This is a genomic window from Acetobacter garciniae (genome assembly GCF_017377735.1).
Classification (GTDB): domain Bacteria; phylum Pseudomonadota; class Alphaproteobacteria; order Acetobacterales; family Acetobacteraceae; genus Acetobacter; species Acetobacter garciniae.
Map to the genome: position 1 here is coordinate 216,730 of NZ_JAFVMH010000006.1, position 14,175 is coordinate 230,904.

Genomic DNA, 14,175 nt, shown 5'->3' on the forward strand with positions numbered 1-14,175 from the left:
TGCAAGGAGAATACAGGGTGTTATTCAGTCGGCTGTTCATCATGCGCCCGGTCGGCACCACCCTGATGGCCCTGGCTTTCATGGTTGCGGGGCTGTTCGCCTACCGCACCATGCCCGTGGCCGACCTGCCCAATATCTCGGTGCCGGTCATCTATATCATCGCCACGCAGCCGGGCAGTTCGCCCCAGCAACTGGCCAGTGCGGTCACCACCCCGCTCGAACGCAGGCTGGGCTCCATTGCCGGGGTGACCAGCATGCGCTCCACCACCACGGATTCGAGCGTCTTCATCCTGCTGTTCTTCGATAACGCGCGCGATATCAACGGGGCCGCGCGCGATGTGGAGGCCGGGCTGCGCGCCGCCCGTGCCGACATGCCCACGACGCTGCTGATGCCGCCGCAATACTACAAGGCCAATCCGGCCGACAGCCCGGTCATGGTAGCGGCCCTGACATCGCCCCTGCGGCCGCCCTACGTGCTGCGCGACCTGGCCGAGACCCAGCTCAAGCCGCAACTGGCCGGGGTGAAGGGTGTTGGCTGGGTGGAAGTCGTGGGGTCGGACAAGCCCGCCGTGCAGGTGGAAATGAACCCCCATCTTCTCTACCATTTCGGCATCGGGTTCGAAGATATCCGCTCCGCCCTGGCTTCGGCCAACGCCAATACGCCCAAGGGGTTCATCGATTCCGGCGGCCAGCGCATGGTTCTGCAGACCAACGATCAGGCACGCACGCCCGAACAGTACCGCAACCTTGTCATTGCCTATCGCGACAACAGGCCCGTGCGGCTTGCCAGCGTGGCGCAGGTGCGCACCGGCCCGCAGAACGAACGCAAGGCCGGGTGGCTGAACGACAAGCCCGCAGTGCTGGCCATTATCCGCGCCCAGCCCGGCAGCAACGTGATCGAGGTGACGGACGCCATACGCGCGCGCGCGGCCCAGTTGCGCAACACCCTGCCTGCCGATGTCAGCTTCACGCTGGTGTCGGACCGTTCCATTTCCATTCGCGGGGCCCTGGCCGACACGCAGGAGACGCTGCTTGTCTCGGTCCTGCTGGTGGTCGTGGTGGTGCTAGCCTTTCTGCGAAGCTGGCGTTCGACCTTCATCCCCGCCGTGACCGTGCCTGTCTCTCTCGCCGGGTCGGTCGCCATCATGGGGATGATGGGGTTTTCGCTGGACACGCTTTCCCTGCTGGCGCTGACCATCGCCACCGGCTTTGTGGTGGATGACGCCATCGTGGTGGTGGAAAACATTGCCCGCCACATGGAAGGCGGCATGGATCGGATGGAGGCCACGCTGCTTGGCGCACGCGAAATCACCTTTACCATCCTGTCCATCACCATATCGCTGATCGCGGTCTTCCTGCCCATGCTGCTGATGGGCGGGGTGCCGGGCAAGGTGTTCTTCGAATTCGCCATGACGCTGAGCATTGCGGTCTCGCTCTCGTTTTTCCTAGCCATATCGCTCACCCCCATGATGTGCGCACGCCTGCTGAGCGTACATGCCCACCACGATGCGCCGCCCACGCCGTCCACCAACCCGTTCGTGCGTGCCGCGCACTGGCTGGCCGACGGCACGGACTGGCTGCTGGCCCGCGCGGTGACCATTTATGCCCGCACGCTGGACTGGAGCCTGCGCCGCCCGTGGCTGATGGTGACATCCCTGCCGCTGAGCGTTACCGCCACCATCGGGCTGCTGGTCATCATGCCCAAGGAGGTCCTGCCCGCCGAGGATATCGCCCTGGTCCAGGGTGCCCTGCGCACGGACCAGACGACCTCCTTCAGCGTGATGGCGCACAAGACGCGCGCGGTGATCCAGGCCGCCATGACCGATCCGGACGTGGCCGACGTCATCGGCTTTACGGGGGAGGAAACCGCCAACGAGGCCGAGATTTTCGCGCAGTTGAAGGACAAGGCCGACCGCACCGCCACCCCCGAAAGCATTGCCGCGCGCATCGGCCAGCGCGTGTCGGGCATTGCGGGGCTGGATGTCAGCCTTTCGAACGCGGGGGATATCAACGGCGGCGGGCAGAGACAGCATGAAGGCACGTACAGCTATGTGTTCACCAGCGATCGGGATGGAGAGATCGAAACCTGGGTGCCCCGCATAACCGAGGCCCTGCGCACAAGCCCGGTGCTGAGCGGGGTCAGCAGCCATCTGAGCGGGGGCTCCACCGCCCTGCATGTGCAGATCGCCCGCGACATGGCCGCGCGCTTCCTGATAACCCCACAGTTGATCGGCAATTCGGTCTACGATGCCTATGGCCAGCGGGTGGCCTCGACCATTTCCACGCCCTTCACCACCTATTACGTCACCATGTCGGTGGCCCTGCCGTTCCGCGACACGCCCCAGGCGCTGCAGACCCTGCGGGTTTCCACCGCCGGGGGCACGGCGTCGGGGGCTGCGGCGTCGAACACCATCCGCGTGCGCGACGGCACGCAGACCAGTACCTCCAGTGTCGCGAGCCTGAACGAGCAGTCCTTCCGCAACGCCACGGCCAACAGGCTGGCGGGTGGGGGCAACGGGGCTTCCAACGGGTCTGCCGTTTCCGCCAGCACGGAAACCATGGTCCCGCTCAGCACGCTGGTGCATCTGGCGACAACGCCCGCCCCGCTTGAGGTCAGCCATGAGGACGGGTCCATATCCGCGGCCATATCTTTCGACCTGGCCAAGGGCGCGGCGCTGGGGGATGCCGAACGCGCCATTACCCAGGCCCTGGCCGACCTGCACGCGCCCGAGAGCATTCGCGGCAAGTTTTCGGGCGAGGCGGGAGACCTGCACAAGGACCTGGTCAATGAACTGCTGGTGTTCGTGCTGGCGATCGTGACCATGTATGTGACGCTGGGCATGCTGTATGAAAGTTACGTCCAGCCCTTAACCATTCTGTCCACCCTGCCCTCGGCCGCCGTGGGGGCCATTTTCACGCTGTGGCTGTGCGGGCAGGCCTTTTCGCTGATCTCCATGATCGCGGTGATCCTGCTGGTGGGGATCGTCAAGAAAAACGCCATCCTGATGGTCGATTTCGCGCTCGATGTCGAACGCGGGCAGAACCTTTCGCCCACCCAGGCCATCCGCAGCGCCTGCCTGACGCGCTTTCGCCCTATCCTGATGACCACGCTGGCCGCCGCCTTCGGGGCCGCCCCCATTATTTTCGGCCGGGGCTACGGGGCGGAACTGCGCCTGCCGCTGGGCATTGCCATTCTGGGCGGCCTTGCGACAAGCCAGTTGCTGACCCTGTATTCCACCCCGGCTGTCTATGTGCTCATGCACCGGCTTTCCGCCCGAACCCGGCGGGGCTGGGCCGCGTTGCGCCGCCGCCTGCCCGGCCCCCGCCCCGGGCGCGAAAGCACCTGCAAGCCCCGCTAGGCGCATGATCGCGCGCCACATGGCCTTTCGTGCCAAAAGATTCTAAGAGACTGGCCAGGAAGCCGGGCACGGATACGGCCCGGCACTACAGGAGAACCGAAATGTCCGACGATACCCTGCCCGACCGCCTGTCCGTTAACCCCGAAAGCCCCTTTTACAACGAAGCCCTGCTGTCGCGCGGCATTGGCGTGCGTTTCAAGGGCGTGGAAAAAACCAATGTGGAAGAATACTGCGTCAGCGAAGGCTGGGTGCGCGTGGCGGTGGGCAAGACCGTCGACCGCCGTGGCAACCCGCTGACCATGAAGCTGACCGGCCCGGTCGAGGTCTGGCTGAAAGACTGAATGGGGACCGCCCCAGGGACTGACCTGCCCCCAGCACATGCCACGCAGACAATTAAATACTTTATTTAATTGTTTATATTGAGGATAATGCGCACAACGTCGTGACAGGAAAGGGAGATACTCCATGACCCAGACACAAGACAGCGCGACCCCCGATCTGCGGTTTACCGTCGTGATCGTGGGGGGCGGTTCAGCAGGGATTGCCGTTGCCGCCCGCCTCAAGCGGGAACGCCCATCGCTCGACATCGCCATTATCGAACCCGCCACAACCCATGCCTACCAGCCGGGCTGGACGCTGGTGGGGGCCGGGGCCATGAAGCTGCGCTCCACGCTGGAGCAGGAAGGCGGGGTTATTCCCACCGGCTGCACATGGCTGCGCGCGGCCGCCGCCAGCTTCCAGCCCGACGACAATACCCTGACGCTGGAAGACGGGCGTGTGATCGCCTATAACCGGCTGGTGGTCTGCCCGGGCCTGCAACTGGACTGGGACAAGATTGAAGGGCTGAAGGAAACGCTGGGCCGCAACGGCGTGTGCTCCAACTATTCCAAGGACACGGTGGAATATACCTGGACCTGCATTCAGTCCGTATCGGGCGGCACGGCCCTGTTCACCCAGCCGCCCATGCCGATCAAATGCGCTGGTGCCCCGCAGAAAATCGCCTATCTGGCCGCCGATTACTGGCGCAAGCAGGGCACGCTCAACCGCACCCATGTGGATTTCTGCCTTGCAGGCGATGCGCTGTTCGGCGTTGCCTATTTCCGCCCGTCCTTGCAGGAAGCGGTGGATTATTACGGCATCAACCTGCGCTACAAGCACAACCTGATTGCCGTGAACGGCCCCGAACGCAAGGCCACCTTCGCGGTGACAGCGCCCGACGGCACCGTCACGCACGAGGTGCGGACATTCGACATGCTGCATGTCACGCCGCCGCAAAGTGCGCCCGATTTCATCAAGAAAAGCCCGCTGGCCGATGCCGGTGGCTGGCTGGAAGTCAACCCCGCCACGCTACAGCACACGCGCTATCCGTTCATTTTCGGCGCGGGCGATGTCATGAACACCACCAACGCCAAGACCATGGCCGCCGCCCGCGCGCAGACGCCGGTGGTCACGGCCAATCTCCTGGCCTCGCTGGATGGCAAGCCCCTGTCCGGCACGTATGACGGCTATGGTGCATGCCCGCTTACGGTCGGATACGGCAAGATCGTGCTGGCGGAATTCCTGTACGGCGGCAAACCCGCCCCCAGCTTCCCCTACGACCAGCGCAAGCCCAGCCGCTTCGCCTGGTTCCTGAAAACCACGGTTTTCCCCCGTGTCTATTGGGACATGATGCTAAAGGGCCGCGATATCGACCTGCCGCACCACCCACAATGGGCAAAAAACTGACCAAAACCTCGGTATGGCCCACCGGCGTGGGCCTGCCCTCAAGTCGCCCGATACAAAAGAGCCTTCCCCTTTAATGGAGACGGCTCTTTTTCCATGAGTATTCCTACGTATCCTCAGCAGTTCTGGATAGGGAAAGCAGCAAGTCCGTAATTCAAAAAAAATTGTTTCTCGGCATTCCAATCTGCTCGGCTGTAATAAAAATATACTACGTGGCTATGTCCCTTGGTCCCGCAAGACAGAGACCCGGAAGCATCTGGCCATTTTTATCTGGGTCCATCCAGATTTCATGAATAAGATTATGCGTCACCGCAGCATATGCAGTATCTTATCTCTATCCAAACCTTTGCTTATCAGGTCAGAAAAGCATCTGCGAACCGACACTGATACAATACTTTAAAACGACCGAAATGGGGACGCCTGTCGCCTGCCGCTCCCTTTCCGTCATGCCGACAGACAGTTTCGGCGGAATAGCGGAAAGCCCGCTTCAGGAACGCCAGCGCATGAAAACAGATATCCGTATTGGCGAACGACCTGCCCCTACGCGTTGGGGTCAATCTCTCTTCCCGCCTGCACCTCGGGGTCATTTTCAAAAACGTGCAGGACAGCGGACCAGAATGCCCGCAAGCTTGGAAATCGTCCCCAGTTGGGTGGTTCTTCAACATCCGCCGTGGGATCTATACGAATCAAAGCCCGAGTTACACGGTCGATTTCTTCATCACTGCCGGCAAGTAAAGTTCTTAATTCCTGGATCGTTTCTATTTTGAACGGAAGACCACGAGTCTGCGGCTCATCCTGAATGACTTCCGCTAGGGTATCTCCAAAAGTATCGGCGTCTTCGCCGAACGGGCCTGTGCCGAGATTACCCAAGCGCGGAAACATTTCATGATACTCATGATCAGTACAATTTAACGGTATGGACATAGTAAGTCATCCCATTATGTTCTTTTTTAATAATTGTAATTTCGATATCTCGTGCAGCCCTGCGTTTCCGATCTGCCTGCAGAATGAGAATAGCCCCCTTCCCAGAAAGGGTCGGGGGCCGGGAAGAAATTGTGCTCCGCCCTCGCCCCCTATCCGGCCCGCAGATGAAACCGCGTGATTTCGGCTGGCACGCCCAGGCGCAACGCGAAGCCGGGCCATAGACCTGTGCCGTTGCTGACATACAGCGTCATGCCGCCCACCTGGTAGCGTCCGGAGACGAAGCCGTTATTGCCCCGCGCGACGAGATGATCGAGGCCGCGGATCATCCCGCCATGCGTATGACCCGAGAGCTGAAGCGCCACGCCCCGAGCCGCCGCGGCCCGGGCGTCACCCGGTTGATGATCGAGCAGAACAACCGCGGCACCGGCTGGGCAGTCCGCCAACGCGGCGTCAAGATCCGGTGCGACCTGACCGTGTCTGCGTGCCGAGCGATCCGTCACGCCCGCGATCACCAGATGGGCCGCGCCGCGCGTGATGATCCTGTGCTGGTTTTCCAGCACATCGAAACCCAGTGCCGACAGGTGGCGCATCCAGTCCGCATAATCGAAGAAATATTCATGGTTGCCCGGAGCGGCCATTACGCCGTCAGGCGCGCGCAGCCCCGCAAGCGGTGCGATATCGGCGCGGCGCATCTCCACCGACCCGTCGATGAAATCCCCCGTCACGACGATCAGATCGGCACCCGCCGCGTTGGCTCGCGCCACGACACGAGCGGCCCATCCTGCAGAGAAGAGCCGCGAGATATGCAGATCACTCAACTGGAGCAGTCGGTATCCATCGAACAGCGGGGATAATCCGCGTATGGCGACGGTCACGTCCCTGACACGGGGTACCCGCAGCGCATTGGTGACGCCGATGGCCGCGAGCACCCCGGCCAGCCCCGCCACCGCGACACGGGCTTCGGTGCCGATATGAACCGGCTGCCATGCGACCAACGCGACCACCAGCGCGCCAAGATCGAGCGCGAGCTGAAGCAGCGTGAGAAACAGGATCGTCCCGACTGCCCAGTTGAACAGGATGATGAGCGGTTTCGGGAATTCCGGCGCGAACACCGATCCGGAGGAAAGCCTGCTCCAGAACTGGTACTGCGACGCCACGATGACGAAGGCGGCCACCAGGAGTTTCACGGCGCCCGGAAGAGGGAGCGGCCATAACCAGTTCAGGATCACGATCGACAGGAGCAGGCCGAATACGATAATGCGCACGAGTATGGACACCCTCATGGATAGGTGGAACCGTCAGCGTCACGGCACAGCCGTAAGAGTGGCCGTGCCGAAGTATTGGTCGCGCGAACGCGTCAGGCGAAGCGTTCCCCGACCATCTCCTCGCTCTTTGCCCACAGGGCCTGGGCACGTGCGGGATCAAGAGCATAGGCGCGTACGCCCGCACTGCCCAGACCGATCGACTGGCCGTCCGGGATCACATCGCTGACGTGGCAATCCTCGCAGTAATGGGCGCCCACCGGATCGGCTTCAGCCACGACGCCGGCCCATACCGCGGTTGCAGCACCCTGCGGGATGCTCTTGAACTGGAAGGGCTTCTGCCCCTCGGCAACGGCCTGGTCGTTGATCTGGCTCACCATGGCTTCGATCTCACCAGGCGCCATGTGCCGCACCAGTTCCGTCATGATCCCGCCGGGGTGAACCGCCGTCGCCCGCACGCCGCGTGATCGATGCCGCGCGTCGAATGCGACGGCGAAGAGAATGTTGGCGGTCTTTGAGCGCCCATAGGCCACGAACGGTGCGTAAGGCGTATGTTCGAAATTCGGATCATCCAGATCAACGTCGGCAAAGCGATGTCCGGCCGAAGACACGTTGACCAGCCGCGCGCCTTCACGCAGCAGTCCGGCAATCCGGTTGACCAGGACGAAATGTCCTAGGTGGTTGGTGCCGAACTGCGTCTCGAACCCGTCTTTCGTATGCCCGAACGGCGTCGCCATCACGCCCGCATTGGCAATAACCAGGTCGAAGGGCGCGCCTTGTGCGTTCAGACGGTCGGCGCAGGCGCGCACGCTCGCCAGGTCCGCAAGGTCCAGCGCGGTGAGTTCGAACGCACCGCCTCCTTGCGCCGCGGCTGCGCGGACCTGATCGGTGGCGCGCTCCGCTTTTGCAAGATCGCGCACCGCACCCACGACATGCGCGCCATGAGCCGCCAGCGCCCGGGCCGTTTCAACACCCAATCCGGCGGAAACGCCGGTCACGAGAACGCGCTTGCCCGTCAGAGACACGCCGGAGAGAACATCGTCAGTCGTCGAGGTTGCGTCAAAAATCTGAGTCATGGGTGGACCTCCCTGAAATGGTGCATCCGTTCCTTGCCGAAACGGCATTGGATGTCTTATGTGGAGTATCGCTCCGTTTTATATATACGGAGGATTACTCCGTTTAACAAGGGGAGGAAAGGTGACTGACGTGAAAAAGCCTCGCCGCCGACCGCGCAGCGACGGACGGCGCAACAGGGAGCATCTTCTGGAAGTGGCCAAAACCGCGTTTACGATGGGCGAAGTGGACATTCCGTTGGATGAAGTCGCACGGCGCGCGGGTGTGGGCATTGGCACGCTCTATCGTCACTTTCCCAGTCGTGATGCTCTGATCGAGGCGGTCTATCGCGCTGAACTGGACCGCCTTGCCGAAGCGGCCCCGGTTCTGGCCGCGCAACATCCGCCGGTGGAGGCGCTGCGCGCATGGATGCGTCTGTTCGTGGATTACATCGCCGCCAAGCAGGTCATCGCCCCTGCGCTCAACGGGCTTGTCGGGGGGACGGGGGCTCTCTACGCGCATTCCGGCGATATTCTCAAAGCCGCGGTCAACAGCCTTGTCTCCGCTGCCATCGCATCCGGTGACTTACGCGCCGATATCGAGCCCCTGGATCTGCTTCGTGCTCTGGCGGGCGTTTCGAATTTTTCCGCCGGTCCCGGCTGGGAGAACAGTGCGAAGCGCCTCGTCGACATTCTCATCGCGGGTTCGCGCTCGTCGGTATCGTAAAGACGCACGCGCCACGAGTTTATCCGCTTTGCACATCGCATGTGTGTTCCCGACGTCGGATGGGAAGGCGAGTGCTGCCTGTCTGCTTAATTCGTGATCCCGCTGTTCCCACCTGGATAATCTCGTGAACGGGCAGTTTGACTGGCGATGCGACACAGGTCCGCATTGTCATATGTCTGGCATCCGTCTGCCGCCTGCCCCACGAGCCCGACAATCGCCTTCGCGACGGTTTTCGCATCAATCGCGCCATATCTGGCAAGTCTGCCAACCATGAGCGGTGCCAGTGCCGTCGCCAGGCGCTGACCGATCGCCTCCATCGGGCGTGCCTGTGCACGGTGGCCCAGCAGCATTCCGGGGCGCAGGATGTCCACACGGCTGAAACCGAGCGCCCGGATGTCGCGCTCGATCACGCCCTTGGTCCTGAGGTAAAAACCGGGACCGCCCGCGCCTACGGAGGATACGAGAATGAACTGGCGCGCGCCAGACGCATGTGCCGCTGTGGCGAAAGCGAGGACGTAGTCGTGATCGACGCGAAACATCGCCGCCTGCGATCCTGCGGCACGCAATGTCGTGCCCAGGCAGGAAATTGCCACGTCAGCGCCAGTTGGGGCCACAGCCCGCAACGTCGTTTCGGGTGCCGCGCACAGGTACTCGAAATCAATGACATGATCGGAGCCGGATGAGGTCCGACGCGTCAGGCTGGTCACAACAATATCGGGCCGCATGGCGAGGTCCGCATCGACGAGACGCCCGATAAGGCCGGTGCCCCCGACAAGCAGAACGCGCGTTGTCATCGCAGGAGCAGATTTGTGATGGTGTCGGTGAACTTGCCAAACGGCGGCTTAAGCAGCGTTGCCGCATTGAAACGCCCCTGTCGGTACACGCCACGGGCATGGGTGAGCGCCATGAAGCCTTCCTTTCCATGATACGCCCCGATGCCGCTGTCCCCCACGCCGCCAAAGGGCAGATCGTCCTGCACATAATGCATCAATGTGCCGTTGATCGTCACGTTTCCCGAAACCGTGCGCTTCAGAAGCCTGTCGCGGTCAGCACGGTTGTCGCCAAAATAATACAGGGCCAGAGGGCGGGGACGGGCATTGATGAAGGCAATTGCTTCATCAAGGTTCCCGTAGGTCAGCACAGGCAGCACAGGCCCGAAAATTTCCTCCTGCATGACCGCCATTTCAGGTTTGACGTTCAGGATGAGAACCGGCGCAAGGACATGGCTGGCGGCTGAATCGCTGCCCATCCGGATGACCTGCGCGCCATGCTCCTCAGCATCACGGATCAGACCGTTCAGCCGCTCATAGTGATGCTGGTTGAGGATGGCCGTATAATCGGAAGACGCCACATAACCGCCCGGATGCAGCTTTTTCACGGCCGCCTGATAAGCCGTGGCAAACGCTTCCCTGTCGTTTTCATGAACCAGCACATAATCCGGCGCGATGCAGGTCTGCCCGGCATTGGTCAGCTTGCCGAACGCCACACGGTCCGCCACCCGCCGCATGGAAAAGCCGGGTTCGATCACCACGGGAGACTTGCCGCCCAGTTCGAGTGTGACGGGGGTGAGATTGCGTGCCGCCGCCTCCGCCACCTTTTTTCCCACCGCCGTACTGCCGGTGAACAGGATATGATCGAACGGCAGGGCTGAGAACGCGGCCCCTACCTCGCCACCACCGGTCACGACAGAAACCTGTTCTGGCGGAAAGATGGCCTGAACGATCTCGCCAATCATCGCTGATGTGGCGGGTGTGAATTCTGATGGTTTGAGCATGGCCCGGTTGCCAGCGGCAATGGCCGTCGCGAGTGGTACAAGGGCGAGGGAGAGCGGGTAATTCCACGGAGCGATGATGCCCACAACGCCCACCGGTTGCCGGACCACCCAGGCGCGACCGCACTGGAAATAGGCCGATACGTGGCGACGTTCCGGTTTCATCCAGCATCCCACATGCGCGATCATGTAATTGATCGACTGCACCAGCGGGATCAGTTCCACAATCGCACTTTCCCGCTCCGACCGCTGGCCGAAATCCGTTTTCAGGGCACGTACGATATCGATGCGCCGTTTCAGGATTTCCGCTTTCAGGAGACGCAGATCGGCCCGCCGCTGTTTCAGACCGGGTGGTCCGGCATGCAGGAACGCGGCGCGCTGGCGGTCAAGAATATGGTGCAGGTCGGCAGGCGTAACATCGGGCATTGCAGCCTCCATGTTTACAGAAGAAACTTGTGCTGGCAGAATATGGAGTATGACGATCTGGCGTCAATAAAAGTTTCTTCTGTAAACATGGACCTCACGAATGAGTGAAACCAAGGACCGCCCCTACCATCATGGTGACCTGCGCCGCGCCCTGACCCGCACAGCACTTGCCATGCTGGCCGCGGACCAGAACTGGACCTTCACCCTGCGGGAAGTGGCGCGACGCACGGGGGTCAGTCACGCTGCCCCTTACAAGCATTTCCGCGACAGGGAGGAGTTGCTTCGGGAACTGGCCCGGATTGGTTTCGTCAGGCTTGGGGAGAGCATGACCGAGGCCATGTGCCCGGATCTTCCTTCCACGCGCGCGCAATTCATGGCTACGGCGCAGGCCTGTATCGGGTTTGCCTGTCAAAACCCCGGTCTTTATCGCCTGATGTTCAGTTCCGATGCCGACAAGACGATAGATCCGCAACTCCATGACGCGGCCATGAGTACCTACGGGATTCTTCTGGGTCTTCTGGAAAGGGGACAACGCGATAAAAGCTTCCGGCCGGTTGCCGTCAGCGCCCTGGCGGCGGCAAGCTGGGCGCAGGTGCACGGACTGGCCATGCTGGCGATCAGTAACCAGTTGCTTGAAGATAAGGTCGGATCAGCGCCGGTTCCGGCCGCGCTGGATGTGTTGCTGGACGGCATGTGCTGCAGCAAGTGATAGACTACCGCACACCGTCCGCTTTTCGGAACTAGTAATGCTTTCCTTGATGACCAGCATGCAGGCGTTTCTGCCTGTCTGCTCTGTTTCCGACAAGCAGTTAAGGGGGGGGAAGCGGAATGTCCGGTTTGGAGCGGCTAGACGATGTTTTCTGCCGTTCATTAAACTGCGTGTGACGGCCACTGTCCGCCTAGGTGCTGGTCAAACAGGCTTGCCAGATACGCAACGGCACAATATCCGACGGAAATTCAACGGAGGACGCGATATTGACAGGACTTGCGATTTTGTAGCAAAAGGAAAGATATGTATTTTACCTTTTAAATGCCAAAGACAATAGAATGAGTGTTATTGCTGACTTACTTATCGGACTGGCGTCAGCATTCCTTTTTGCCCTACTGGAACCCTATCTGTTGGGATTAGCGCCGCCGTGGAAGTGGGCCTCCGCTGTGGCGGTGCTTATTGGTGCTGGTGTAATTGCCCACCTGCTCAGGCGAGCCAAGCCGGATTCTTCCGAAAAAGCACGGCAGATTCTCACTGGGAATAACGCCGGGGAAGATATGGAGATCATCGCAAATAACGTAGACGCGACTGGCAGCCAAGGGGCCGTTCTTGCCGAAAACAAGGCTGAAGGTAAAGTCAAGATTAATATTTCGGACAGCAAGTTTTGATGTTTCCGGCGGCAAATGTCTTTCGTGTCGATTGGGAGTCCGAGTTCAAGAGATTGCGTCCCTTTCTCGAAGGAAAAGGAGGGGTTGTTCAGATCAATTTCACCTCAGAGGATGCAGCTCCCTCAAAATTCAATCATATTCTGAAGGAAGATTTTCGGGCACCTGGCAATGGGAGTTGCCTGTCACTCCGCATAGATGACGCATGGAGCACGACATATACGGTCGACGACCAGATCAACGCATTCGCGAGGAAGCTGGGCGAAGGAGGGGTTGTTGTCGATTTTCCCAAGGTTGCGCCCTATGATGGAAACGTTTTGTCACAAAACAGCGCGAGCGGTGATCTTACAATCAGCGTAGCTGGGCTGACGATTGTAAACGGATTCGACCAATCGCCTTACGCCCAAGGAAAAAGAATAGAGGCCGTCTGTGATGGGGTGCGCCGCTTTGTGAATGACGGTGGCCATTTCATGGTGGTCGTGAACGATATGACGCAGGGCGAACAGGCGAGGTTCTGGAAGCAGTTCTGGTATGCCGGACTAGAAAGGGCGGGCGGCCAAAGCCTGCTTCTCATTTATTTTGTTGGCCCGAAATGTGGCAATCGTCCGCATGCTGATGCGCCGCCTCCAAGCTTGCGCCTGACACTGCCGACGGCAATCGAAGGTGACGAGGTCAGAGAGAACTGTGTGTATGATGACATTCTTGGTCTGTTCGAAGAGGCCGGATACATGCGGGAGGAAGTGGGTGTGGCCGCAGACGGCATAATCTCCAGCCACGGCCACTCGGTTCTGGCCGTCCAGGAAGGACTCGCAAAGCTGTTCTGGAGGCTGCAAGCCAGGTCAGACAGGGGGGAGGCTTGAGCCGCCTATCCTCCTTTCTCGATGGAACGCCGGAGGGAACAGCGACGACGCTTGCTGCACTCGCCTGCGCCGAGAGTCTGACCGATGCCGTGGCGCTTGCCATCTACCAGAAGGTTCCTGTTCCAGGTCTAAGCGCTGAAAAGTTTATTGCGGGTTTTAAGTATTCCGGCCTGACCGAGCCTCGAAACAGTGAATGGAACCTCTTGCCGGCGCTGAGAGAAGAGCTTGTCGGAAAGAAGAGACTTCTGCCTAAAGCCACAGGCGAGGAGATTCATAAGGATCTGCTCGCGCTCGGGCAGGTCGAGGCAAATCGGCAGCGGGCAGGTACAGAGATACCCTCTTACCTGTTTACCGAGGCCGGACAGGCCTATCATTTCGCCGGAACAGGCGCAGTTCAGGCCGCGCTTGAACATTATAGCGCAGCATCAAGGGGACCATTCAATGGCGCTCAATGGCTTGGCGCGAAGCTGGCGGCAGAGCAGGAGCGTAATCATGTCATCCCCGAGGGCGCAGTAGAGACTACTTTCCTCCGAGCTTTGGTAATGCTGCGCGAAGGACACAAGCGTGATGCCATGCCGCTGTTCCGCCGGGTTGCGGCGACTAACCGTGAGATGCGGGAAGTGGCTATTTCATTGCATATCATTGGAAACGATAACAATCGCGGCGCGAGGCGCGAAGCCGAGCGCGAACTCCATCGC

At 60.7% G+C, this 14,175-nt stretch carries 13 protein-coding genes; 8 read left to right on the forward strand and 5 right to left on the reverse strand.

The annotated features are described in order from the left end of the window. The first annotated feature begins 17 nt into the window (after positions 1 to 17). The 3 genes from J2D77_RS12655 (at position 18) to J2D77_RS12665 (ending at position 5,084) form a co-directional block, all read left to right on the forward strand. Positions 18 to 3,359, forward strand: coding sequence for an efflux RND transporter permease subunit (locus tag J2D77_RS12655; RefSeq protein WP_207846668.1), 3,342 nt, complete (start codon positions 18 to 20; stop codon positions 3,357 to 3,359). A gap of 101 nt (positions 3,360 to 3,460) precedes the next feature. Next, entirely contained in the window at positions 3,461 to 3,700 is a 240-nt protein-coding gene (locus J2D77_RS12660; protein WP_207846669.1) for a DUF3297 family protein, read from the forward strand. Positions 3,701 to 3,824: 124 nt separating this feature from the next. Next, on the forward strand, positions 3,825 to 5,084 hold the full coding sequence (locus tag J2D77_RS12665) for an NAD(P)/FAD-dependent oxidoreductase (protein WP_207846670.1): 1,260 nt from the start codon (positions 3,825 to 3,827) through the stop codon (positions 5,082 to 5,084). Positions 5,085 to 5,621: 537 nt separating this feature from the next. On the opposite strand, the gene J2D77_RS12670 is transcribed toward J2D77_RS12665, so the two are convergent. From J2D77_RS12670 to J2D77_RS12680, 3 genes are all read right to left on the reverse strand, one after another. Continuing rightward, complete coding sequence (locus J2D77_RS12670) at positions 5,622 to 5,963, reverse strand: hypothetical protein (RefSeq protein WP_207846706.1); 342 nt, start codon at positions 5,961 to 5,963, stop codon at positions 5,622 to 5,624. Positions 5,964 to 6,154: 191 nt separating this feature from the next. Beyond that, positions 6,155 to 7,288, reverse strand: coding sequence for a metallophosphoesterase (locus J2D77_RS12675; RefSeq protein WP_230975769.1), 1,134 nt, complete (start codon positions 7,286 to 7,288; stop codon positions 6,155 to 6,157). A 74-nt stretch (positions 7,289 to 7,362) separates the two neighbouring features. Then, the gene (locus J2D77_RS12680; protein WP_207846671.1) at positions 7,363 to 8,343 is read right to left on the reverse strand and encodes an SDR family NAD(P)-dependent oxidoreductase; all 981 of its coding nucleotides are present in this window, start codon (positions 8,341 to 8,343) and stop codon (positions 7,363 to 7,365) included. A 121-nt stretch (positions 8,344 to 8,464) separates the two neighbouring features. On the opposite strand from J2D77_RS12680, the gene J2D77_RS12685 reads away from it, so the two are divergent. Beyond that, the gene (locus J2D77_RS12685; RefSeq protein WP_207846672.1) at positions 8,465 to 9,046 is read left to right on the forward strand and encodes a TetR/AcrR family transcriptional regulator; all 582 of its coding nucleotides are present in this window, start codon (positions 8,465 to 8,467) and stop codon (positions 9,044 to 9,046) included. An 86-nt stretch (positions 9,047 to 9,132) separates the two neighbouring features. Here J2D77_RS12685 and J2D77_RS12690 read toward each other — a convergent pair whose 3' ends face one another. Together J2D77_RS12690 and J2D77_RS12695 are read right to left on the reverse strand one after the other, a co-directional pair. Further along, positions 9,133 to 9,840 carry an NAD(P)H-binding protein gene (locus J2D77_RS12690; RefSeq protein ID WP_207846673.1) on the reverse strand — a complete coding sequence of 236 codons (708 nt, stop codon included), beginning with the start codon at positions 9,838 to 9,840 and terminating at the stop codon, positions 9,133 to 9,135. Next, on the reverse strand, positions 9,837 to 11,255 hold the full coding sequence (locus tag J2D77_RS12695) for a coniferyl aldehyde dehydrogenase (protein ID WP_207846674.1): 1,419 nt from the start codon (positions 11,253 to 11,255) through the stop codon (positions 9,837 to 9,839). Before J2D77_RS12695 ends, J2D77_RS12690 begins: the two co-directional genes overlap by 4 nt. A gap of 88 nt (positions 11,256 to 11,343) precedes the next feature. On the opposite strand from J2D77_RS12695, the gene J2D77_RS12700 reads away from it, so the two are divergent. The 4 genes from J2D77_RS12700 to J2D77_RS12715 all read left to right on the forward strand — a co-directional run. Then, the gene (locus J2D77_RS12700; RefSeq protein ID WP_207846675.1) at positions 11,344 to 11,952 is read left to right on the forward strand and encodes a TetR/AcrR family transcriptional regulator; all 609 of its coding nucleotides are present in this window, start codon (positions 11,344 to 11,346) and stop codon (positions 11,950 to 11,952) included. 338 nt (positions 11,953 to 12,290) lie between these two features. Further along, on the forward strand, positions 12,291 to 12,620 hold the full coding sequence (locus J2D77_RS12705; RefSeq protein WP_207846676.1) for a hypothetical protein: 330 nt from the start codon (positions 12,291 to 12,293) through the stop codon (positions 12,618 to 12,620). Continuing rightward, a complete protein-coding gene (locus tag J2D77_RS12710; RefSeq protein WP_207846677.1) occupies positions 12,620 to 13,477 on the forward strand; it encodes a hypothetical protein in 858 nt (285 codons plus the stop codon). Before J2D77_RS12705 ends, J2D77_RS12710 begins: the two co-directional genes overlap by 1 nt. Next, positions 13,474 to 14,175, forward strand: a 702-nt coding sequence (locus J2D77_RS12715; protein WP_207846678.1) for a hypothetical protein, incomplete at its 3' end; no start/stop codon positions are given. The genes J2D77_RS12710 and J2D77_RS12715, both read left to right, overlap by 4 nt.

What these genes read in the sequence shown, in the direction of transcription:
- J2D77_RS12700 (WP_207846675.1), top strand. Translation starts at nt 11,344, where the DNA reads ATGAGTGAAACCAAGGACCGCCCCTACCATCATGGTGACCTGCGCCGC.
- J2D77_RS12680 (WP_207846671.1), bottom strand. Translation starts at nt 8,343, where the DNA reads ATGACTCAGATTTTTGACGCAACCTCGACGACTGACGATGTTCTCTCC.
- J2D77_RS12690 (WP_207846673.1), bottom strand. Translation starts at nt 9,840, where the DNA reads ATGACAACGCGCGTTCTGCTTGTCGGGGGCACCGGCCTTATCGGGCGT.
- J2D77_RS12695 (WP_207846674.1), bottom strand. Translation starts at nt 11,255, where the DNA reads ATGGAGGCTGCAATGCCCGATGTTACGCCTGCCGACCTGCACCATATT.
- J2D77_RS12660 (WP_207846669.1), top strand. Translation starts at nt 3,461, where the DNA reads ATGTCCGACGATACCCTGCCCGACCGCCTGTCCGTTAACCCCGAAAGC.
- J2D77_RS12675 (WP_230975769.1), bottom strand. Translation starts at nt 7,288, where the DNA reads ATGAGGGTGTCCATACTCGTGCGCATTATCGTATTCGGCCTGCTCCTG.
- J2D77_RS12710 (WP_207846677.1), top strand. Translation starts at nt 12,620, where the DNA reads ATGTTTCCGGCGGCAAATGTCTTTCGTGTCGATTGGGAGTCCGAGTTC.
- J2D77_RS12670 (WP_207846706.1), bottom strand. Translation starts at nt 5,963, where the DNA reads ATGTTTCCGCGCTTGGGTAATCTCGGCACAGGCCCGTTCGGCGAAGAC.
- J2D77_RS12705 (WP_207846676.1), top strand. Translation starts at nt 12,291, where the DNA reads ATGAGTGTTATTGCTGACTTACTTATCGGACTGGCGTCAGCATTCCTT.
- J2D77_RS12665 (WP_207846670.1), top strand. Translation starts at nt 3,825, where the DNA reads ATGACCCAGACACAAGACAGCGCGACCCCCGATCTGCGGTTTACCGTC.